Source organism: Roseivirga echinicomitans (assembly GCF_001592935.1).
GTDB lineage: Bacteria > Bacteroidota > Bacteroidia > Cytophagales > Cyclobacteriaceae > Roseivirga > Roseivirga echinicomitans.
Genome location: NZ_LRDB01000001.1, coordinates 584,737 through 604,217 on the forward strand (window position 1 = coordinate 584,737; position 19,481 = coordinate 604,217).

A 19,481-nucleotide genomic window follows, 5' to 3' on the forward strand; every position below is an offset into this window, starting at 1 on the left:
AGGAATAAAAAAAGGCTGCACCTTTCAGCACAGCCCATTCCTATACACAATACAAAGCCTTTTAGCGATATGCTGGAGGCTTAATTCCTTTCACTCTTAAATAGCTCACCATTTGGCCTCGATGATGGGCATTATGGTCTAAATAGGAAATTACTTGAGCCGTAGCCGCGTCACTCGACTCACTCGCGAGAATCAATTTGTGCATGGCATCAAATTGCTCCCCAGCCCATTTGATTAGCTCTGCTTTACTTTTGGCGTTTTCATCTCCTGGACTCCATGCGGCTTGCCCTTTGTTCTCGAAAGCCCTTCGAAAATAATCGATACTGTAGGCAATGTGGTAGGCCTGTGCCCCAAAAGTGCGCTGCTCTTCATTGGGCTTGAAATTGTAATCCGCCTCTGGCATGGCATTAAAAACCTCAATAGTAAAGGCTTTGGTGGCTTCTAATCTTTGTTTGAGGTAATCATAACCGCTATCCGCTGGCTTTAGGGTAGCGCTCGTGAGCCCAATGGCCAATACACAGAGTGCCAATGCCGATAAGGCTGTTTGTTTTAATTTGCTTTTCATAAGTGGTAGTATAAAGTAAATAGAGGGTATACGTAAGCAGTTACGTATTTGGTTGTCGATTATGACAATTTTCCCTCCACCACCTCAAAAAACTTCACTTCATGGCCAATCGCTTCGAAGATTTTTTGGCTTCGCTCGGGGCGGGCATCGGTAACGAAAATCTGCCCAAAGGCATCGGAGGCCACCATTTCCATCAGCTTGGTAATGCGGAAATCATCTAGCTTATCGAAAATATCATCGAGTAGCAGCATGGGTTTAATTTCCGTTTCAGTAAAGATATAATCGAAGTGCGCTAGCTTGAGTGCAATCAAATAAGACTTCTGCTGCCCTTGCGACCCGAACTTTTTGATCAGTTCGCCTTCCATTTCAAATAGAAACTCATCTTTATGAATCCCTACATTTGTGCGTTTCAGAATTAAATCCTTTTTCTGGTTTTGCTTAAACAAAGCGGCAATGTCCTGCCCAAAGTCTGATTCATACTGTAAATCAACTTGTTCACTTTCTTCTGACAGCAGCGCATAATGCTTTTGCACCAAAGGACGGAAAGCCTGGGTAAAGTCTTTTCTGACTTCGTAAATGCGTTGGCCAATTTCAATCAGCTGATCGGTGTATTGTTGAAGCAGGGCAGCATCGAAAAAATCACGGTCGGCAAACTGTTTCAGCAGGCTGTTGCGCTGTTTGAGTACATGGTTATATTGAATAAGGTCGTTCAGGTAATTTTGGCTGGTCTGCGAAATAATGCCATCAAAAAACCTCCTCCGGTCTTCACTGCCATTCCGGATGACATCCGTGTCATTAGGGGCAATAAGTACCACTGGAAACTTACCAATATGCTCGCTCGCTTTCTTATAAGGCTTCTCATCCAGCTTAATTAATTTCTTTTTTCCCAGTTGCAAACCACAAACTAGGGTGTGAGTTCGGTCGCCTAGAATAATTTTTCCTCGTAATGAAAAATAGTCTTGTCCATGGAGGGCGCATTGGACGTCTTGTGGGTTAAAGGCGCTTTTGGTGATGCAGAGGTAATAAATGGCATCTAACAGGTTTGTTTTACCACTTCCGTTCTTCCCCACAAGGCAGTTGATTTCCTTCGAAAAGTCGATCTTTAAACTTTCGTAATTCTTGAAATTGTTAAGGCCGAGAGATTCGAGATGCATTAATTTCGAAGTTGAACGTTTTTGTCTTATTTTCGCACTCCGATTTAAACTTGTACAAGCAAAGGAAACGGAGATTTCCTTCAAATATATTGACGAATGGCCGCAACTAAAGCAACATCTAAAGCAAAAGCAACAAAGGCGACAAAGTTCTCTAAGGAGACTTATATGTTCTGGTTCGAGAACATGTTGCTACAAAGAAGGTTCGAGGAGAAAGCAGGACAGCTTTACGGACAACAAAAAATTAAAGGTTTTTGCCATTTGTACATTGGACAAGAAGCCTGTTCTAGTGGTTCAGTTTCTGCCTTGGAAAAGGGAGATAAGTGGATTACTGCCTATAGAGACCACGGTCAGCCATTGGCTTTAGGAACAAGCCCAAATGCAATTATGGCGGAACTAATGGCCAAAGAAACGGGTGTTTCTAAAGGAAAAGGTGGCTCAATGCACATGTTCGACAAAGAAGTTGGATTTATGGGCGGTCACGGTATTGTAGGTGGCCAGGTGCCTTTGGGTGCTGGTATTGCCTTTGCCGAAAAATATAATAAAACAGGAAAGCTTTGTATCTGTATGATGGGTGATGGTGCTGTGCGTCAAGGGGCATTCCACGAAGCATTGAACATGGCGATGTTATGGAAATTGCCTGTAATTTTCGTAATCGAAAACAATGGTTACGCCATGGGAACTTCGGTACAACGAACTTCTAACGTAACCGACCTTCATACTCTAGGCGAATCTTACGACATGCCTTCTGCAGCTGTAGATGCTATGAACCCTGAAAACGTTCACATTGCGGTTGAAGAAGCTGCCGACAGAGCAAGAAGAGGTGATGGACCAACTTTATTGGAGTTCAGAACTTACCGCTATAAGGGGCACTCAATGTCCGATCCAGCGAAATACAGAACCAAAGAAGAACTGAACGAATACAAGGACAGAGACCCAATTGAGCAAGTAAGGGCCAAGATTTTGGAAAACAAATGGGCTACTGAAGCAGAGTTGAAAGATATAGACAAGAAGATCAAAGCTACTGTGGAAGAATCAGTTAAGTTTGCAGAAGAATCAGATTATCCTGATCCGTCTGAGGCTTACAAAGACGTTTACGTACAACAGGACTACCCGTTCATCACCGAATAGGATTTAATCCCTTGTTGTTCAACATTTTCCTTATATTTGCGACCTAATTTTCAAGAGATGGCACAAAAGACTTCAGAAGAAGCACACGAGACGCATAGCAATACCAACTCAACAGTTGGAAAAATGAAGAAAGAGCTAGGACCAGCAGGTTTTGTTGGGATGATAGTAGGTTTGGTAATTATTGTAATTACCAGCGCTGTTTTCTTCATCAATTATACCAAGAGTAGCAAGAATACAACTGCCCAAGCAGACATGTTTCAGGCGCAGTATTATTTCGAACAAGATAGCCTTGATTTGGCCTTGAATGGTGATGGTAGAAACCTTGGTTTCTTAAGTATCATCGATATTTATGGTGGTACAGAAGCGGCAAACTTGTCTAACTATTATACTGGTGTAATCTATTTAAAGGAGCAGCAATTTCAGTTGGCTTTAGATCATTTAAAGAACTTCAGTTCATCAGAAGAGTTGATTCAATCGAGAGCTTATAAGTTAACAGGTGATGCTTACATGGAATTGGGTAACTTCAGTGATGCGGCAAGCCAATACGAAAAAGCGGCTAGCACTGCTGATGACGATGCTTTTTCTCCAGCGTATTTATTGAAAGCTTCTTTGGCTTACGAAAAACAAGGAGACCTTAAAGCAGCTGTTAAGCCTTTAGACAATATTATTAAGAATCACTTTGGAACTGCTGAGTACGCTAGCGCACGAAAGCATAAGGCTCGCCTAGAAGGCCTTGCCGGGAGTTAATTTCTTAATTCAAAAAAAATTAACAATGAAGGTAAGGTCGAAAGGTCTTACCTTTTTTATTTAGTACAGGGCTCAAGCGCACAATTCTATAGTATCAATAATCTTTACAGCAATACACAATCAACATTATGGCATCAAACCTTAAAAGTCTTAGCGATTACAGCGATAAAAATATTACCGATATGGGTAAGAAGAAGTTCGCTATTGTGGTTTCAGAGTGGAATGAAGAAGTAACAGAATCGCTTTATCAAGGCGCATATGAAACGCTAATTGCCAACGGAGTGAGCAAGGACAACATTATTAAGAAAATGGTGCCTGGCAGCTTTGAACTCTCTATGGGCGCACAATGGATGGCCCAAATTGAAGAAATCGATGCTGTGATCTGCTTGGGCTGTGTAATCCAAGGGGAAACCCGTCACTTCGATTTCATTTGTGATGCGGTAGCCCATGGCATTACCAACGTATCGTTGAAATACAATAAGCCTGTGATTTTTGGTGTGCTTACCCCAAATACCCAGAAACAAGCGTTAGATAGGGCCGGAGGAAAGCACGGCAACAAAGGAGATGAAGCGGCAATTACTGCGGTGAAAATGCTCGGCTTCTAATCAATAATTTTTACAACTTAATTTCCCAGATCAATTTATGCAGGTCTTAAAATTCGGAGGAACTTCGGTTGGAAAACCGGAACGAATGCATCAAGTGGCTCAGCTGATTACCAGAGATGAGCACTCTAAAATTGTCGTACTATCTGCCCTTTCAGGCACTACCAATGCATTAGTGTCCATTGGAGAGTCATTGGCAAAGAGCGATAAGCCTGAAGCCAAATCTAAGATTGAGGCCCTTCGAGCACATTACAGCACTTTCATAGAGGCTTTATTTTCTACTTCGGAAAAGGCAGCGGAAGCACAAGAAATGATTGATGAGCATTTTGAGTTCCTGCTCATCACGCTTAAAATATCATTCAACGAGGCCCTGAACAGGGATATCCTCGCGCAGGGCGAATTAATGTCCACCAAGCTTCTCACGCTTTATTTAGAAGAAATTGGGCTAAGTGCAAAGCTGCTTCCAGCGCTAGAGTTTATGCGTACCAATGAGGAAGAGGAGCCAGATTTAGACCTGATTTCTGAAAAGCTGAAGGCCATTTTGGCAAAGGAAACAGATGCTACAATTTTTATCACACAAGGCTATATCTGCAAGAATCATAAAGGCGAAATTGACAATTTGCAGCGTGGAGGAAGTGACTACACCGCTTCTTTGGTTGGTGCAGCCATTAATGCAACTGAAATCCAAATTTGGACGGACATTGACGGAATGCACAATAACGATCCAAGGGTGGTAGACAAAACTTTTCCGATTGCTGAGCTCTCTTTTGACGAAGCTGCTGAGCTTGCCTATTTCGGAGCGAAGATCTTGCACCCTGCTTCCATTTGGCCAGCGCAGAAAATGGGAATTACGGTGCGTTTGCTCAACACCATGCAGCCAGAGGCAAAAGGAACAGTGATCAGCACAGAAACCACTTCTGACGATGTTAAGGCCCTGGCGGCAAAAGATGGGATTATCGCGATCAAGATCAAGTCGAGCCGAATGCTTTTGGCCTATGGTTTCTTGAGAAAGGTGTTCGAGATTTTCGAGAAGTATAAAACACCAATCGATATGATTACCACCTCAGAAGTGGCGGTTTCTGTAACCATTGATGACGATACTTATTTGAATAAAATACTTACGGAACTAGAGAAATTTGGTACCGTGGAGGTGGATAAGAATCAAACCATCATTTGTGTAGTGGGTAATTTTGTGGCGGAAAGAAAAGGGGTGGTTAATAATATTTTTGAAGCCTTAAGCACCATTCCAATTCGAATGATTTCATATGGCGGAAGCCGACATAATATTTCTTTATTGACCGATGAAGGCTCTAAAGTTGAGGCACTCAAAAAATTGAACACTCATTTGTTCGATTTATAAGTAACTCGGCGTGAAATAAAAATGCCCCCCAAATTATTTGGGGGGCATTTTTTTGCTCTGACATTACATATTATTAGGGCACCCACTTTACTCCTTCGAAGCTAGCGGGCTCAAATATTTTAGGAGAGAGCTCATCAGGAGATTTGATATTTGTATATACTTCTGAAAGTCTCAATTTATTATCGGTGTAAAACTTTACTTCAGTAGCTACCCAGCCACCGCCAATTTTCTCATATTTATTAAAATGGACATCTTGATTTCGCCCATTCCCAAAGTTCTGGGTCATTCTAACAAACAGAAGGGTTTCCTTATCAATCCAAAATTGGTTAGAATCATTATCGCCTTCTAACGCTCCAACAACGTATACTTTTTTGCCATTATAATCTCGTTGGTGGGCTTTTTCTAAATCAAAGCCCAAAATGGTAAGGGCCCTGGCTGTTTTTACTGCTGGCTGATCGTAAACTGAGAAGCCTAAAATAAGCAAGGGATGATACATGATCCGAGAACTAGAAACTTGGCCTTCTTTCAATTGATAGATGGAGTCATTTCTGAAAATCATTCCATTACCCTTATCCATGTCATCAAACTTGATGGCCAATTTATCGGGCATTTGAATGGCTTCGTACCATACGTTTTCACTCACTATTTTACCCTCTTCATCGTATCTAATGGTTTGCTGATCAAAAGTGAGGGTTTTATACCATTTGCTTTCGTAGCGTTTATGCATTTTATCCAGTAGCCTCAGGCCATCGCTATTTTGCTCATGTGGAAGGGCAAAGAATAATACTGTAATAGATAAGATAAGCTTTTTAAAAATCATTATTTTCCTTCAAACAGCTCCATATAGGCTGCATCAATTGTTCTAGATTGGCTTCCTTTCCATTCAGGAGCACCAGGTATTTCATTCACGTCAGACAAAGCTTCCTTCGTCTTCCCTCCGTCAATTCCTTTTTTGACGTACTCAAGAGATTTCTGTAGATAGTTTTGAAAAGCCTTCAAATCTTCGCGCTTTCCTTGAATATCATAACCCTCTCCAGCGTGTCCATAGACGAAAATCGTATCGCTGTCAAAGGTATTATAAGTTTTTTCAAGAACCGACTGCCAGCTGGCCATATTTGCCCCTGCGGATTTATCTATAAAGGGTGTTCTTCGGTTAAAAAGCAGATCGCCCATATGCACGATGTTAGCATTCTCAAAATGAACCACCGAATCTCCATCGGTATGACCAGCACCAAAATAATGCAGCGACATGGTTTCGTCTCCCACCTTCTTACTCCACTTTCCTGATTTAAAAGTGGTATCGGGTAAAAGTGTATTGTCTGGGTTTCTAGAAGTTCTTTCTTGATTGGCTTTTGAGTTTTCATGCGCGACAACCTGCTTTGCCAAACCCTTAAAGGCAATATTACCCGAAGTATGGTCACCATGATGATGCGTATTGATCAAAAGGTCAATTTGCCGACTCGTCTTTTTCTTTAGCTCTTCAATCAAATGTGCAACCGAATCTTGGTACTGCGTATCCACCACCACAATTCCATTATTGGAAGCCATCCAGCCAATTGTACCTCCCTTTTCGGTAAAAAAACCAACGTTATTTCTCAAGGGAGTCATTTTATACCCGTCTTGTTCGAAAAGTGCATTAAGAAAGGAGAAGCCTGTAGTGGCACCAATTCCGGTGATTAAACTTGTCTGTTTTACAAAATTGCGTCTGTTCATAAGGGTAAAATTGGTCAATTGAAATTAGAAAAGGATACGATTAAAGGCAGTACCGCCTATATAAAAGGGAAACAAAAGGATTTTGAAAATGTAAAACATGAGCTTGTTTTTGGTAATTTCACCGACCCTAAAATGATAATTATGAGACTTTTTTATCTATTGATCTTAAGTTGTTTTGCCATTTCAGTAACTGCGCAAGACCTACCTAAATCATTTCTAACCACTCCAGAACTTTCGAATTACGAGAAGACTTCTACCTATGCCGATGTAATGGCTTTTATAGATGCCGTAAGCAAAGGAACCAACAAAGTAAGCCGTATTTCGATGGGCACTAGTTTGGAAGGAAAAGACATTCCTGTGTTGGTTTTGTCCAACCCAAAAGTGAGCACGCCAGCCGAAGCAAAAGCCAGCGGCAAACCGATCATTTATATCCAAGGAAATATTCACTCGGGTGAAGTAGAGGGAAAAGAAGCGGTGCAGGTAATGCTTCGCGAAATCCTTCACGGAGACAAAGGCTATCTTTTGGACAACCAAATCATCCTTTTTGCGCCTATTTACAATACTGACTCCAACGACAAAATGGAGGCAGGCCGTAGACCTTCGCAAGAAGACAGCCCGAAGGAAGTCGGAATTAGAGAGGCCAGCCAAGGTTGGGACTTGAACCGTGACGGTATTAAGCAAGAAGCTTTAGAGACTAACGGACTTATTCAAAACATTATCGTGCCTTGGGATCCTACACTTTTTGTAGACCTGCACACCACCAATGGCGTTTGGCATGGCTATTCACTTACTTGGGCACCTAGCTACCACACCGCTGGTGAAAAAGCACCTTACGATTTTACCTGGGATAGAATTCTTCCTGAGGTAACCACGCAAGTAAAGAAGAAAGATGATGTATACCTCGGCCCGTATGGCTATTTCTATCCACAAAGAGAGGGATGGCCAATTAAGTCCATTACTACTTATAATCACCACCCACGCTACTTGGTGAACCAATTCGGTTTAAGGAACAGAATGGCGATTTTGAGTGAAGCTTTTGCTCATGAGCGTTTATATCAACGTATCAATTCTACCCATGCTTTTGTCAGAGAAATCCTTGAGTTCACCAATAAGAACGGGAAGGAAATGTTGAAGGTAAATGCGCAAGCAGAAGCGGCAGCCATTCAGTTGGTAAAAGAGCAAGGTGGAAAAGTAAGCAAAGGAGTAAGATTCGAAATGACTGCTTTGGATAAAAAGATTCCTGCATATAGAGCCTATAATTATGTGGCTTATGATGAAACCGAAGGCAACCGACCAGGTACACGTTATGTAAGAAAGCCAGAAATAGTAGAGTTACCAGATGTAGTTAACTACAGTGCTTTTACTCCAACAGTAACTGCCATTTTACCAAAGGGCTACATTATTCCGGCCGAGTTTGCTAACATTGCTGAGCACCTTATGAAGAATGGTGTTAAAGTGACCAAGCTTGAAAAGAATGTAAGAGCAACAGGTCAGGTATATAAAGCCACCAAGTTAGAATTAGGGCAAAGACCTTTCGAAAAGCACAACATGGCCACCATTGAAGGAGCCTATGAAAGCGCAACCAAGAAATTTGGTAAGGGCGATTACTGGGTAGACTTGGCTCAGCCTTTGGCCAACCTAATTTTTTATATGTTAGAGCCGGAATCAGATGACGGCTTAGTGACTTGGAACTTCTTTGATGAGCATTTCCAGAAAAGCGGTATTGACCAAAAAGCTGTAGAATACCCTGTTTTCAAATATTTTGAATTGAAATAATATGAAAAAGACCCTCCTATTTTCAGGCTTGTTGCTATTTGTTGGTACCGCTTGTAGCCCTCTTACGGACAAAGAAAAAACCGATGCTACGGTAAATCAAGAAACCATTAAGGAGCACATTTACTATTTGGCTTCTGATGAAATGAAAGGCCGTGATACGGGCTCACCAGAAATTTTAATTGCTGCAGATTATATCGCTGATCAGTTGAAAGCATATGGAGCGAAGCCTGTGCCAGGTGCTGATGGTTATTTCCAGTCGGTGCCTTTAAGAAAGAAAAGCCCAGCAGCGTCTGCTACTTTAGATTTCTCTGGTAAGAATTTCGAATTGGGTACAAACCTATTGGTGCTCGAAGGTCAAAGCGAAAAAGTGGAAGGCGAAATCGTATTCCTCAATTACGCATTGGCAGCCGATTATGACGACAAGGACGTAGAAGGCAAAATCGTATTCGCTAAAATTGGCGATGGAGAAGCTACTGACACACGTCAAATTCTTCAGTTCAGTCGTCAGAAATACCAATTGGCTTTAGAAAATGGAGCAGCTGGAATCGTAGAATTCTATAACCTTCCTACTTCATTTGAACAGGTAGGTGCTCGTTTCAGAAGCACTAGCCTGAGTATCGATCCTGATGGTGATGAAGGAAGAATCATTCCTCAGCTTTGGTTGAAGGATGCAGACAACTCTACCCAGAAGTTCATGATGACGCGCAGCATCAAAAGGGCGAATATTGAAATCAAAGGAATGATCAATGAGCTGACCAAAGACAAAAATGTCTTGGCCATGATTGAAGGCACTGACCCTGAATTGAAGGACGAGTTCATTATGTTCTCTGCACACTACGATCACGTAGGAATTGGAAGACCAGACGAAACAGGTGACTCTATTTACAACGGTACTCGTGACAATGCAATTGGAACGGTAACGGTGCTTTCTGCGGCTGAAAACATTGGCAAGTACCCAATGAGAAGATCTGCGCTTTTCGTGCTTTACACAGGTGAAGAGAAAGGTCTGATCGGAAGTCGTTGGATGGCTGATAACCCAATTATTCCCTTGAACGAAATTGTGTTTTGCTGGAATAGTGACAACGCTGGTTATAATGACACCACCATTTCTACAGTCGTAGGCTTAGAAAGATTTACCGTAGTGCCGCAATTGATAAAAGATGCAAACACGGCTTATGGCCTTACTGCCATTGATGATCCTGCGGGTGAGCAAGGGCTTTTCGATCGATCGGATAATGTGAGTTTTGCCCGAAAAGGAATTCCAGCACCGACTTATAGCTTGGGCTTCCGCTCTTTCGATGGCGATGTAACCAAGTACTACCACAAAGCAGGCGACAATCCAGAAACCGTAGATTATGATTATCTATTTAAGTTTTTCAGCAGTTACGTATTGGCTTCGCGCCTTATCGGAAATGCTGATGAAACTCCTTTTTGGATAGAAAGCGATAAATACTACGAAATAGGAAAAGCACTTTACGGAAAGGATTAGCAGTTAACGAGTCTCCCAAATTTTTGGATTTCGACTTGTACTGAGAACAGCTATTACAAATATCCTTTTGTCATCAATGAAATAGTGGATGGCAAAAGGATATTGTTTTATTAGGGCAAATCGAACGTTTTTATACCGCTCTTGAAAGAGGTAGGGACGTTTTTGGATTAGTGTCAACTTATGATCGAGGGATATTAAAAACCTTGCTCCTAAACCTGATCTTTTGAATTCATACCAAAGGGCGGCTTCGGTAATATCGTTTTCCGTCTGTGGTTTTATAATGACGGAGTAGCTCACAGCTTTCGCTTGATTCGATCTTTAACTTCTTCCCAACTTGAACCAGAGTTTGGGTACTTTTCATGTTCTTCAAGTCTTTCTTCAAGAAGAGCTTTATGTTCTTTACTCAGGGTATAATCAGATTCGTCAATACCAGACTGTACAATTGAATACAGCGCTTCAAGTGCTTTGTCATCTGCCTTGTTGATAAAGTCGTGTAATCTCTCCCTGATATCTGCGCTGCTCATATGGGTCTTTTTATCAAAAATAACGAAAATCTACTTCTTCAACTTGCCTTTAATCTCATTCAGTTTGAGCAATGCTTCTACTGGAGAAATGGTGTTGATGTCTAGGCTGTCTAGAATTTCTTTGATTTCCATGAAAGTAGGATCAGCTTCAAAGAGGTTCAACTGAAAGTTGTTCTTTGGCAGGTCTTTCATCTTGTCGTCCGTTTGATTGCGGATTTTGTCCTTCTCCAAGTGGTGCATGATTTCCGCAGCACGAATCACGACAGGGTTTGGCATCCCTGCCATTTGTGCCACATGAATACCAAAGCTGTGTTCGCTGCCGCCTTCTTTGAGCTTGCGCATAAAAATCACCTTGTTGCCCACTTCCTTCACCGAAACATTGAAGTTCTTAATGGCAGGGAAATCTTCTTGCAACTGATTTAGTTCATGGTAATGGGTAGCAAAGAGTGTTTTTGGTTTGAACTTGTCGTGGTTGTGCAAGTACTCCACAATCGACCAAGCAATGGAAATCCCATCATAAGTACTGGTGCCTCGGCCAATTTCGTCCATCAGCACCAAGCTTCGATCGCTCAAATTGTTAAGTATACTTGCTGTTTCAGTCATCTCTACCATAAAAGTAGATTCACCTTTGGACAGGTTATCGCTGGCACCCACTCTCGTAAATACTTTATCGGTAATGCCCAGAATAGCGGCTTTGGCCGGCACATAGCAACCCATTTGCGCCATCAATACGATCAAGGCAGTTTGACGCAAGAGCGCAGACTTACCCGCCATATTGGGGCCAGTAATGATCAGAATTTGGTGCGTATGATCGTCCAGAAAAACATCGTTCGGCACATAGCTTTCGCCCACAGGCAATTGCTTTTCAATCACAGGATGGCGGCCTTCCTGAATATCAATGATCATTTTGTCATTGATTTGCGGACGGCAGTAATGGTTTATTTCGGCTACAGTGGCGAAAGAGATCAAGCAGTCTAACATACCCACCACCTTGGCATTTTGCTGTACTTGGGCGGTGTACTCGGCTGCGAACGAAACCAAATCGAGAAAAATCTGCTGCTCAATGGCTTGAATCTTATCTTCGGCTGTTAAGATTTTGTCTTCGTAGGTTTTCAGTTCTTCGGTAATGTAGCGCTCTGCATTGACCAAAGTTTGCTTCCTGATCCATTCTGCAGGCACTTTGTCTTTGTGCAAATTGGTGACTTCCAAATAGTAACCGAAAACTCTATTGTAGGCAATTTTCAAAGAGGTAATGCCGGTGCGTTCTGTTTCTCTTTGCTGAATTTGAAGCAAATAATCTTTTCCGGAATGCGATATTTTCCGAAGTTCATCCAGCTCTTCGTCCACGCCATCTTGTACAAAATTACCCTGATGCACCAACATAGGCGCTTCTTCTTTCAACTGCTCTTGAATGCGTTCGAGCAGTTTATCGCAAGGGTTCATTTGGTCAGCAAGGGCTTGCAGCGATTTGTGTGAGGCATTGGCGGCATATCCTTGAATTGGACGGATGTTTTCCAAGGCTTTTCGCAGTTGGTTCATCTCGCGTGGATTAATTCTGCCCACCGCTACTTTAGAAATCAAACGCTCCAAATCACCTATCTGCTTGAGGTGAATTGAAATCTGATCTCGTAGTTCTGTGTTTTCTGCAAAGGCATCAACAATTGAAAGGCGCTCTTCAATTCTGCTTTTTTCCTTTAACGGAAGCACCATCCAGCGTTTCATCAAACGGCTGCCCATGGGGGTATGGGTGTGATCAAGAATGTTAATTAACGGCACGCCACCTTCTTGTTGAGGGTAAACCAATTCTAGGTTTCGGATGGTGAATTTATCGAGCCAAACGTATTTGTCTTCTTCAATTCTGCTGATGGAAGCAATGTGTTTTACTTCCTTATGTTCGGTTTCTTCCAAATAATGAAGAATTGCGCCTGAAGCAACAATGCCCAAACCAAGACTTTCAATACCGAAACCCTTTAGGTTGGCGGTTTCAAAGTGGCTGGTCAGTTTTTCATAAGTGTAATCGTAGGCAAATACCCAGTCATCTAAATGATAGGTGTTATGCGATTCTTTAAAACGATCGTAGAAAATCTCTCGATTCGATTTACAGAAAATGAATTCCGAAGGGTTTAAGCTCTGTACTAGTTTGTCTATATATTCTTTAGAGCCTTGGGCAGTTAAGAATTCACCCGTAGAAAGATCAAGGAAGGAAATACCCACTTGGTCTTTGTCGAAGAAGAGCGAAGCCAAATAGTTGTTTCGCTTTTTGTCCAGCACATTATCATTAAAGGAAAGGCCAGGAGTTACCAATTCAGTCACACCGCGTTTCACAATTCCTTTTACCGATTTCGGGTCTTCAAGCTGATCGCAAATAGCAACACGATTGCCAGCACGTACCAATTTTGGCAGGTAGTTATCTAAGGAGTGATGGGGGAAACCAGCCAGTTCAATGTGACTGGCAGAACCATTGGCGCGTTTGGTGAGCACAATATCAAGCACCTTACTGGCCCTAATGGCGTCTTCGCCAAAGGTTTCATAGAAATCACCCACCCTAAAAAGCAATAGCGCCCCAGGGTGTTTGGCTTTGATGGCATTGTATTGCTTCATCAACGGGGTTTCCTTCACTTCTGCCTTTGCCTTCGCCATAAATTGAATTTGAATTTTGTGCTTCTTCAAAAATAGAAAAATCCACTGCGCTTTCAATTTCCTATTTATAAAAGTCTGGAAATAGTAGGGTTCATTTACTCCTTAGGCCGAGGAATATCAACGAAAAATATAGTTTGGGCCATTCCTTTTTCAAAATGACAGCGCTTTTTTCAAAGTGATAAAAATCTAGGGGTTGAATTTTCTGAAAAGCCTAAAATAGGCCAGTTAATGGGTTTTGGCACGAACGGCATCAAGTTCGCCTTATGGTTATCAGTAAAATTCTAAACAAAAACTGAAAGTTATGAAATATCTAAAATCATTAGCCGCAACACTACTAATCATTCCAACATTAATGTTTACTAGTTGCGATGACGACAATTCAAATGAACTTGACGGAACGGGAACCGCTAGACTGGAGGCAACAGATGCTGCAGTGGATGCAGAGAATATAACTGGCGTTTTCTTGTCAGTAGACGAAGCACAATTTATTGCCAATGGGCAAGTACAGAATTCGATCATGTTTGAGTCTCCGAAAGAGTTTAACCTAATGGATTATCAAAATGGTGAGACCTATATTTTAGGTACAGCTGAATTGGAAGCAGGTGCTTATGACGAAATTCGTTTAATCCTGACTTCATCTAATCAAGCCTATGTGAAATATGTCAATGGTTCTACCGATGAAATCGATGTGCCAAGTGGATCAACTTCAGGTTACAAAATTATGGGTGACTTTGATGTAATGGCCAACAGTATGACTGAACTTGTACTTGATGTAGACTTGAGAAAAGCCCTTGTTAAAAAAGGAAACGGTGAGTTTAATTTAAGACCAACTGCTAGATTGATTGCTAAATCTACCGCAGGTATGATTAAAGGAGTTGTGGATGAAGACAATATGCAAGACGCTGATAAGGTAGTAGTATATGCTTACTTAGAAGGTACTTTTGATGATTCTGAAATGAATGAACCAACAGAGGGAAATTCAAGATTTGAGAATTCAATTAACAGTGCTGTAGCAAGTAACCTAAACGGTAATTTTACTTTGGCCTTTATGCCAGAAGGAGATTATGAGCTTATTGTGGCTACTTATAAGGAAGATCAATTACTAGGTGGATTAGAGTTTGACTCTGCTACTAAGGTTGAAGTTTCAATAGACGGAGAAACCACCTCAGTTATTGAAGTAGAAGCGAGAGTAGTCACCAACTTACTTATTAACTTATTTCAATAATTGATTACCGAAGGGCGCCCACTGAATAATTCAGTTGGGTGCTTTTTTTTGAGTTAAACATATGGTCGACTGAATAGTTATCTAGCGTATATTGAGAAAGTAATTTTCAATATTTTATTTTTTTCACGTTAGGCGATAGATGACCCGTTTCAAACTCAATAATAGACATACTTGGGCCTGGTTGGTAAACTTGGCTTTGATCGTGCTTACCATTATTATTTCGGTGGCGGGATATAAAGCCTATCAAAGACTGGACAATATGGTAAGTGAGCTGCAGCAAAACGCAGAGCAGAACTATAATTTATTGATCTTGAAGGATGTATCCTTCTTTGTGAATGAAATGGAAACACAAATTGATGCTTATCGAAATAACCCTAAGTCAGACTATATCCGAAATTTTAATGCCTCTTTAGACAACAGCCAATACCTGATTGACTCACTAAAGACAAACTATTTTGAGAGGGATGAAATGATTCAACTTTGTGATTCGCTTTCTGATTTGATCAAGGAGCGCGCGAAAGTACAGACCAAGTTGACAGCCATTAATTCGGATTTGCTTGAAAACACTTTGGAAGATTTAACGCAGAAAATTGAAAGAATGCCTCAGTTATTGGCCGAAGCGGATACCATCACCCCTGAAAAGATCGGCTTCTTTAAAAAGACTGGAAGGATTGTTACTAATGCTTTAAAAAAGAAAGAGAACAGAATAAAAGCAGATACCACTGTAGCGCTAACGCAATCAGAGAAACTCCAAACCGAAATTATGTCAGAATTAGCCAAAGCGAAAGAAGAAAGCATGGAAAAAGGGTCTGACCTACGCTTTCAGCTTTCTACGCTTGAAAAGGAATCGCAGGTATTTCAGAATAAAATTATTGATGTAATTAACACAATTGAATCACGAGAACTTGAAGAGGGCAGAGATCACGTAAAAGGAATTCAAGATTTGGCGAGCGATACCAACCGAGAAGTGGTAATTTTTTCAGCGTTGTCCAGTGCCCTTTTGTTGATCACACTTATCAGCCAGTTGAATTATGTAGGTAGAAACAGAAAGCACCAAGCCCTGCTTCGTGAAGCCAAAAAGAATGCAGAAGAACTGGCCGAAGCCAAAGAGAAATTCTTGGCCAATATGAGCCATGAAATTCGTACGCCAATGAATGCCATTTCAGGCTTTACCAGTCAACTATTAAAAAATGCCCAGCCTGGAGAGCAAAAAGAGCAGCTACAAATTATTAAAAGCTCTTCCGATCACCTGCTTCATTTATTGAATGACATTCTTGATTTTTCTAAACTTCACGCCAATAAGGTAAAACTAAAACAAGAAGCCTTCGACCTCAAATTATTACTCAATGATACCATGCGTATTTTTGAGGAAATGGCCGATGAGAAGGGTTTGAAACTGAAAACGTCTTTTGATGGCATTCCTAATTTTGTGTTAGGCGATGAACACCGATTGCGCCAAATTATTCTGAACCTTCTGCACAACGCCATCAAGTTTACCGAAAAGGGTTATGTTGAACTCAGTGCTTCAGTTCAATTTAACTCGGGAGACCAGGTAAGTTTGCGAATAGCGGTGAAGGATAGTGGCGTGGGAATTCCAAAAGACAAGCAGGTCAAAATTTTCGAAGAATTTGAACAAGCCACAGTGGCCGATGAAGCCAAAGGTACAGGACTTGGTTTAGCCATTTCTGCTATGTTGGTGAAACTACACGAAGGAGAATTTTTAATTGAAAGCGAACCCGGCAAAGGCACAGAAATGATTCTGATTTTGCCATTTACCCTTGGTGAAAGGTTGAAAGAAGATGTTAAAGAGAAAGATGAAAATCTAATCCACCTATCGGGGATTTCAGTTTTAGTGGCCGATGACGAGCCTTTCAACCTAAAACTTTTAGAAACCATTTTTAAGAGCCATGACATAAAGCTGGTGCAGACGAAAGATGGAACCGAAGCGCTTGCTGCCCTTCAGTCTCAAGTGTTTGACATTGCCATTTTAGATGTAAAAATGCCGGGCCTTAGTGGTTTAGAGGTGGTGAAAAAAGTGAGAGAAGGAAAAGGGAAAAATCACAGGATACCAATGATAGCGCTTACCGCTACCGTTTCCGAACAAGAAATGAAGGAGAGCTTGGCCTCAGGATTTGACCGAATATTGAGAAAGCCATTTGACGAAAATGCATTGTTAGAAATGATTCGTGTGGAAACCATGAAAACTAAAATGAAGAAATCACCGGCTGCTGAAATTGTTACCGAAGTGGCAAAGTTCGACCTTTCTGGTTTGAGCGAAATGGGAGATGACGACTTTGTAAAAGAAATGGTCGATATTTTTAAGTCGAGCTCTGCAAGAAGTATTGAGAATTTGAAGAAGGCGATTCAGCTTAAAATAAGAGAGAGCCTTAAAAATGAAGCGCATAAAATGCTTCCACCTGCGCGTCACCTCAGTGCTACAGATTTAGTAAAAGCTTTAGAAGCATTACAAGCCAAAGCCGATAAAGAAACCTTTGATGAACTCAGCATTCGTATTGCTGAAATAGAAACAATTTACAATGGAATTACAGCCGCGTTGAAGGGCTAAATATCTGTGAGTGTTTTACCTTCTTGTAGGGCCTTTTTGTCTTTGGCAACACCAATGGCGAGTCCAATGGGAATACCGATTGCCATAAAACCAATATTGCCTAATGCGGTTCCCAATGGTATTCCAAAAATCACCATTCCTAATGACATCCATTGACCTCTATAGAAATGCGGAGGTAGTATTTCGAATTTCTTCTTCAATACACTATGAATATTACCCTTGAGTGTTCTTAGTTGCCCAAAACGCAAGGGTTCAATTTCTAGAAAACGGTCAAGTCTATCTATCGGCTCACCAAGTTCTTCAATCGGAATTTCACGCGTTTTTAATTGCTCAAAAAGATGAATAAACTGCCTTAGTATTTTATGGCAGGTCAAGTGCTTTTCATCTTGGAGCTTTTCCTGAAGTCGTGAAATAAGGGAGTCGTAAGTGGGCATATTTTAATATCGAGATAAACGGTCTAACTTGAAAACGAACCTTGATTCTCTTTGTACCACTGTCTTGCTGGTTTTTGGAAAAGAAGAACCAAAGCGTACACTTGAACTAGTGTTTGTAAGAGTTCTAAAACACCAGCAATTGGAGCATGGTCAATGTAGAAAGGCACAAAAAAAACTTCTAAAAGAAGGCCAAAGATCATAAAAACGAGTAAAACTACCCTTATCCATGAGATACCTAGCCTAATGGCGTATGCTAAAGCAATAACAACGAGACCACTAAATAGTCCATCATCAGAAAGCCCATTTATATTGACAGATGATTGAGCGAAGAATGTACGGATTATCCAAAGGATTAAAGAAGCGAATATAAGGTTTGAAGCCAGCCGTATCGTTGGATGAAGGTTTTCAGGAGTCTTCCATCTTTGGGCTGAATCAACCTTGGCTTGCTGTTCTTCAGCTATAACGAATTCAGTTTTCGAAGTGTCAATTTTAACCCCTCTACTTTTAATTTCTTCTATTGCTGCGCTTAGAAATTCGGGTTGATAATCTTTCGGGTGGTTGACAATATCTTCCAGCTCTTGGTCAGATTTTCCTTTTACTTTGGCTTCGAACATAGGGTTTAAATTTATAAGGGGATAAACGTAATATTTCTTAACCCGGTAACGGAATATAACCCGTTTCACCGGGTACCATGTCAAAGGCTTTGGCCTTCCAGCGTTCTTTGGCGGCTTCAAGTGTGGCTTTTTCTGAGGCTACAAAATTCCAATAGATGTGCCTTTCTTCTGGAAAAGGCTGCCCACCAAAAATCAATAAATGTGTGTTTTCTCCCAGCGTAATTTTGCAAAGATCTTCTTCTTTCGACACCAACATATTGCCTTTGTTTACACGCTCATCGCAAGCCATAATATGTCCTTCCACAATACAAATTCCTATTTCCCCTGAAAGCTGCCCATCAATATTTAGTAGGGCTTCCGCAGTAGATTTTACTTCCACCATAAACAATTCGGAATGAACGGGCACAGGCGATTGATGTCCAAAACCTTGGCCAGCCACCAGCTTAAATTGCAATCCATTTTCTTCCCAAGTAGGCAAATCCTCTTTGGGAGTATAAGAAAACTGCGGTTCCATAAATTCTAGCTCTTTCGGAAGGGCGACCCAGATTTGATAGCCGTGGGCGGTGAATTCGCTGCCGTCTCGTCTGTTTTGGGGCGTGCGTTCGGTATGCACAATTCCTTTTCCAGCCGTCATCCAACCTACAGAACCCGGAGTGACCAATTGCTCAGTGCCCAAGGTATCGCGGTGAGTAATTTCGCCTTCCAATAAATAAGTGAGGGTAGAAAGGCCAATGTGCGGATGCTGCCCAACGTCCATATAATGACCTGGCTTAATCGTTACTGGCCCCATGTGATCGATAAAAATAAAGGGACCAACCATGCGCTTTTTCCTAAAAGGAATCAGTCGGCCGACTATAAAATCGCCAATATCTCGGCTGCGTTCTTCAATAATTAAACCTTGGTTCGACATGGCTTGCTGTTTTTGGGTTCCGACTATAAGTTTA

The 19,481-nt window shown here is 41.4% G+C and carries 18 protein-coding genes; 8 read left to right on the plus strand and 10 right to left on the minus strand.

Translation table 11 applies throughout. The features are described from left to right. Positions 1–61: 61 nt before the first annotated feature. Positions 62–565: a DinB family protein gene (locus AWN68_RS02525; protein WP_068410993.1), complete on the minus strand. Its 504-nt coding sequence runs from the start codon at positions 563–565 to the stop codon at positions 62–64. 59 nt (positions 566–624) lie between these two features. Then, a complete protein-coding gene (recF, locus tag AWN68_RS02530; protein WP_068410997.1) occupies positions 625–1,719 on the minus strand; it encodes a DNA replication/repair protein RecF in 1,095 nt (364 codons plus the stop codon). Positions 1,720–1,815: 96 nt separating this feature from the next. Between recF and pdhA the strand changes: the two genes are divergently transcribed. The 4 genes from pdhA to AWN68_RS02550 all read left to right on the plus strand — a co-directional run bounded on the left by pdhA (position 1,816) and on the right by AWN68_RS02550 (position 5,556). Then, entirely contained in the window at positions 1,816–2,847 is a 1,032-nt protein-coding gene (gene pdhA / locus AWN68_RS02535; protein WP_068411000.1) for a pyruvate dehydrogenase (acetyl-transferring) E1 component subunit alpha, read from the plus strand. A 57-nt stretch (positions 2,848–2,904) separates the two neighbouring features. Continuing rightward, complete coding sequence (locus tag AWN68_RS02540) at positions 2,905–3,594, plus strand: tetratricopeptide repeat protein (protein ID WP_068411003.1); 690 nt, start codon at positions 2,905–2,907, stop codon at positions 3,592–3,594. Between the two features lie 128 nt (positions 3,595–3,722). After that, positions 3,723–4,199, plus strand: coding sequence for a 6,7-dimethyl-8-ribityllumazine synthase (ribH, locus tag AWN68_RS02545; RefSeq protein ID WP_068411006.1), 477 nt, complete (start codon positions 3,723–3,725; stop codon positions 4,197–4,199). Positions 4,200–4,236: 37 nt separating this feature from the next. Further along, entirely contained in the window at positions 4,237–5,556 is a 1,320-nt protein-coding gene (locus tag AWN68_RS02550) for an aspartate kinase (RefSeq protein ID WP_068411009.1), read from the plus strand. Between the two features lie 73 nt (positions 5,557–5,629). On the opposite strand, the gene AWN68_RS02555 is transcribed toward AWN68_RS02550, so the two are convergent. Continuing rightward, the gene (locus AWN68_RS02555; protein ID WP_068411012.1) at positions 5,630–6,376 is read right to left on the minus strand and encodes a hypothetical protein; all 747 of its coding nucleotides are present in this window, start codon (positions 6,374–6,376) and stop codon (positions 5,630–5,632) included. Then, positions 6,376–7,269, minus strand: a complete 894-nt coding sequence (locus AWN68_RS02560) for an MBL fold metallo-hydrolase (protein ID WP_068411015.1) — start codon at positions 7,267–7,269, stop codon at positions 6,376–6,378. Before AWN68_RS02560 ends, AWN68_RS02555 begins: the two co-directional genes overlap by 1 nt. A gap of 18 nt (positions 7,270–7,287) precedes the next feature. Between AWN68_RS02560 and AWN68_RS02565 the strand changes: the two genes are divergently transcribed. Together AWN68_RS02565 and AWN68_RS02570 are read left to right on the plus strand one after the other, a co-directional pair. Then, positions 7,288–9,045 carry a M14 family metallopeptidase gene (locus AWN68_RS02565; protein WP_068411018.1) on the plus strand — a complete coding sequence of 586 codons (1,758 nt, stop codon included), beginning with the start codon at positions 7,288–7,290 and terminating at the stop codon, positions 9,043–9,045. Between the two features lies 1 nt (position 9,046). Then, a complete protein-coding gene (locus AWN68_RS02570; RefSeq protein WP_068411021.1) occupies positions 9,047–10,534 on the plus strand; it encodes a M28 family peptidase in 1,488 nt (495 codons plus the stop codon). A gap of 3 nt (positions 10,535–10,537) precedes the next feature. On the opposite strand, the gene AWN68_RS19270 is transcribed toward AWN68_RS02570, so the two are convergent. Genes AWN68_RS19270 through mutS form a run of 3 tightly spaced genes read right to left on the minus strand, consistent with a single transcriptional unit; the run spans position 10,538 to position 13,698 of the window. Continuing rightward, positions 10,538–10,831, minus strand: coding sequence for a type II toxin-antitoxin system RelE/ParE family toxin (locus tag AWN68_RS19270; protein WP_084362731.1), 294 nt, complete (start codon positions 10,829–10,831; stop codon positions 10,538–10,540). Continuing rightward, the gene (locus AWN68_RS02575; RefSeq protein WP_068411024.1) at positions 10,828–11,058 is read right to left on the minus strand and encodes an addiction module protein; all 231 of its coding nucleotides are present in this window, start codon (positions 11,056–11,058) and stop codon (positions 10,828–10,830) included. Before AWN68_RS02575 ends, AWN68_RS19270 begins: the two co-directional genes overlap by 4 nt. Positions 11,059–11,088: 30 nt before the next feature. After that, on the minus strand, positions 11,089–13,698 hold the full coding sequence (mutS, locus tag AWN68_RS02580) for a DNA mismatch repair protein MutS (protein ID WP_068411477.1): 2,610 nt from the start codon (positions 13,696–13,698) through the stop codon (positions 11,089–11,091). A 301-nt stretch (positions 13,699–13,999) separates the two neighbouring features. On the opposite strand from mutS, the gene AWN68_RS02585 reads away from it, so the two are divergent. Then, complete coding sequence (locus AWN68_RS02585; protein ID WP_084362732.1) at positions 14,000–14,923, plus strand: DUF4382 domain-containing protein; 924 nt, start codon at positions 14,000–14,002, stop codon at positions 14,921–14,923. Positions 14,924–15,062: 139 nt separating this feature from the next. Next, positions 15,063–17,489 (plus strand): ATP-binding protein, encoded by a 2,427-nt coding sequence (locus tag AWN68_RS02590; RefSeq protein ID WP_068411030.1) that lies wholly within the window; start codon positions 15,063–15,065, stop codon positions 17,487–17,489. Here AWN68_RS02590 and AWN68_RS02595 read toward each other — a convergent pair. From AWN68_RS02595 to AWN68_RS02605, 3 genes are read right to left on the minus strand one after another with little or no spacing between them, the layout of a single operon-like run. Beyond that, positions 17,486–17,923 carry a hypothetical protein gene (locus tag AWN68_RS02595; protein WP_068411034.1) on the minus strand — a complete coding sequence of 146 codons (438 nt, stop codon included), beginning with the start codon at positions 17,921–17,923 and terminating at the stop codon, positions 17,486–17,488. The genes AWN68_RS02590 and AWN68_RS02595 overlap by 4 nt on opposite strands. A 23-nt stretch (positions 17,924–17,946) precedes the next feature. Beyond that, the gene (locus AWN68_RS02600) at positions 17,947–18,537 is read right to left on the minus strand and encodes a hypothetical protein (RefSeq protein ID WP_062588868.1); all 591 of its coding nucleotides are present in this window, start codon (positions 18,535–18,537) and stop codon (positions 17,947–17,949) included. A 37-nt stretch (positions 18,538–18,574) separates the two neighbouring features. Continuing rightward, a complete protein-coding gene (locus AWN68_RS02605; protein WP_068411480.1) occupies positions 18,575–19,447 on the minus strand; it encodes a pirin family protein in 873 nt (290 codons plus the stop codon). Between the last annotated feature and the right edge of the window lie 34 nt (positions 19,448–19,481).

What these genes read in the sequence shown, in the direction of transcription:
- AWN68_RS02525 (WP_068410993.1), bottom strand. Translation starts at nt 565, where the DNA reads ATGAAAAGCAAATTAAAACAAACAGCCTTATCGGCATTGGCACTCTGT.
- recF (WP_068410997.1), bottom strand. Translation starts at nt 1,719, where the DNA reads ATGCATCTCGAATCTCTCGGCCTTAACAATTTCAAGAATTACGAAAGT.
- pdhA (WP_068411000.1), top strand. Translation starts at nt 1,816, where the DNA reads ATGGCCGCAACTAAAGCAACATCTAAAGCAAAAGCAACAAAGGCGACA.
- AWN68_RS02540 (WP_068411003.1), top strand. Translation starts at nt 2,905, where the DNA reads ATGGCACAAAAGACTTCAGAAGAAGCACACGAGACGCATAGCAATACC.
- ribH (WP_068411006.1), top strand. Translation starts at nt 3,723, where the DNA reads ATGGCATCAAACCTTAAAAGTCTTAGCGATTACAGCGATAAAAATATT.
- AWN68_RS02550 (WP_068411009.1), top strand. Translation starts at nt 4,237, where the DNA reads ATGCAGGTCTTAAAATTCGGAGGAACTTCGGTTGGAAAACCGGAACGA.
- AWN68_RS02555 (WP_068411012.1), bottom strand. Translation starts at nt 6,376, where the DNA reads ATGATTTTTAAAAAGCTTATCTTATCTATTACAGTATTATTCTTTGCC.
- AWN68_RS02560 (WP_068411015.1), bottom strand. Translation starts at nt 7,269, where the DNA reads ATGAACAGACGCAATTTTGTAAAACAGACAAGTTTAATCACCGGAATT.
- AWN68_RS02570 (WP_068411021.1), top strand. Translation starts at nt 9,047, where the DNA reads ATGAAAAAGACCCTCCTATTTTCAGGCTTGTTGCTATTTGTTGGTACC.
- AWN68_RS02575 (WP_068411024.1), bottom strand. Translation starts at nt 11,058, where the DNA reads ATGAGCAGCGCAGATATCAGGGAGAGATTACACGACTTTATCAACAAG.
- mutS (WP_068411477.1), bottom strand. Translation starts at nt 13,698, where the DNA reads ATGGCGAAGGCAAAGGCAGAAGTGAAGGAAACCCCGTTGATGAAGCAA.
- AWN68_RS02585 (WP_084362732.1), top strand. Translation starts at nt 14,000, where the DNA reads ATGAAATATCTAAAATCATTAGCCGCAACACTACTAATCATTCCAACA.
- AWN68_RS02590 (WP_068411030.1), top strand. Translation starts at nt 15,063, where the DNA reads ATGACCCGTTTCAAACTCAATAATAGACATACTTGGGCCTGGTTGGTA.
- AWN68_RS02595 (WP_068411034.1), bottom strand. Translation starts at nt 17,923, where the DNA reads ATGCCCACTTACGACTCCCTTATTTCACGACTTCAGGAAAAGCTCCAA.
- AWN68_RS02600 (WP_062588868.1), bottom strand. Translation starts at nt 18,537, where the DNA reads ATGTTCGAAGCCAAAGTAAAAGGAAAATCTGACCAAGAGCTGGAAGAT.
- AWN68_RS02605 (WP_068411480.1), bottom strand. Translation starts at nt 19,447, where the DNA reads ATGTCGAACCAAGGTTTAATTATTGAAGAACGCAGCCGAGATATTGGC.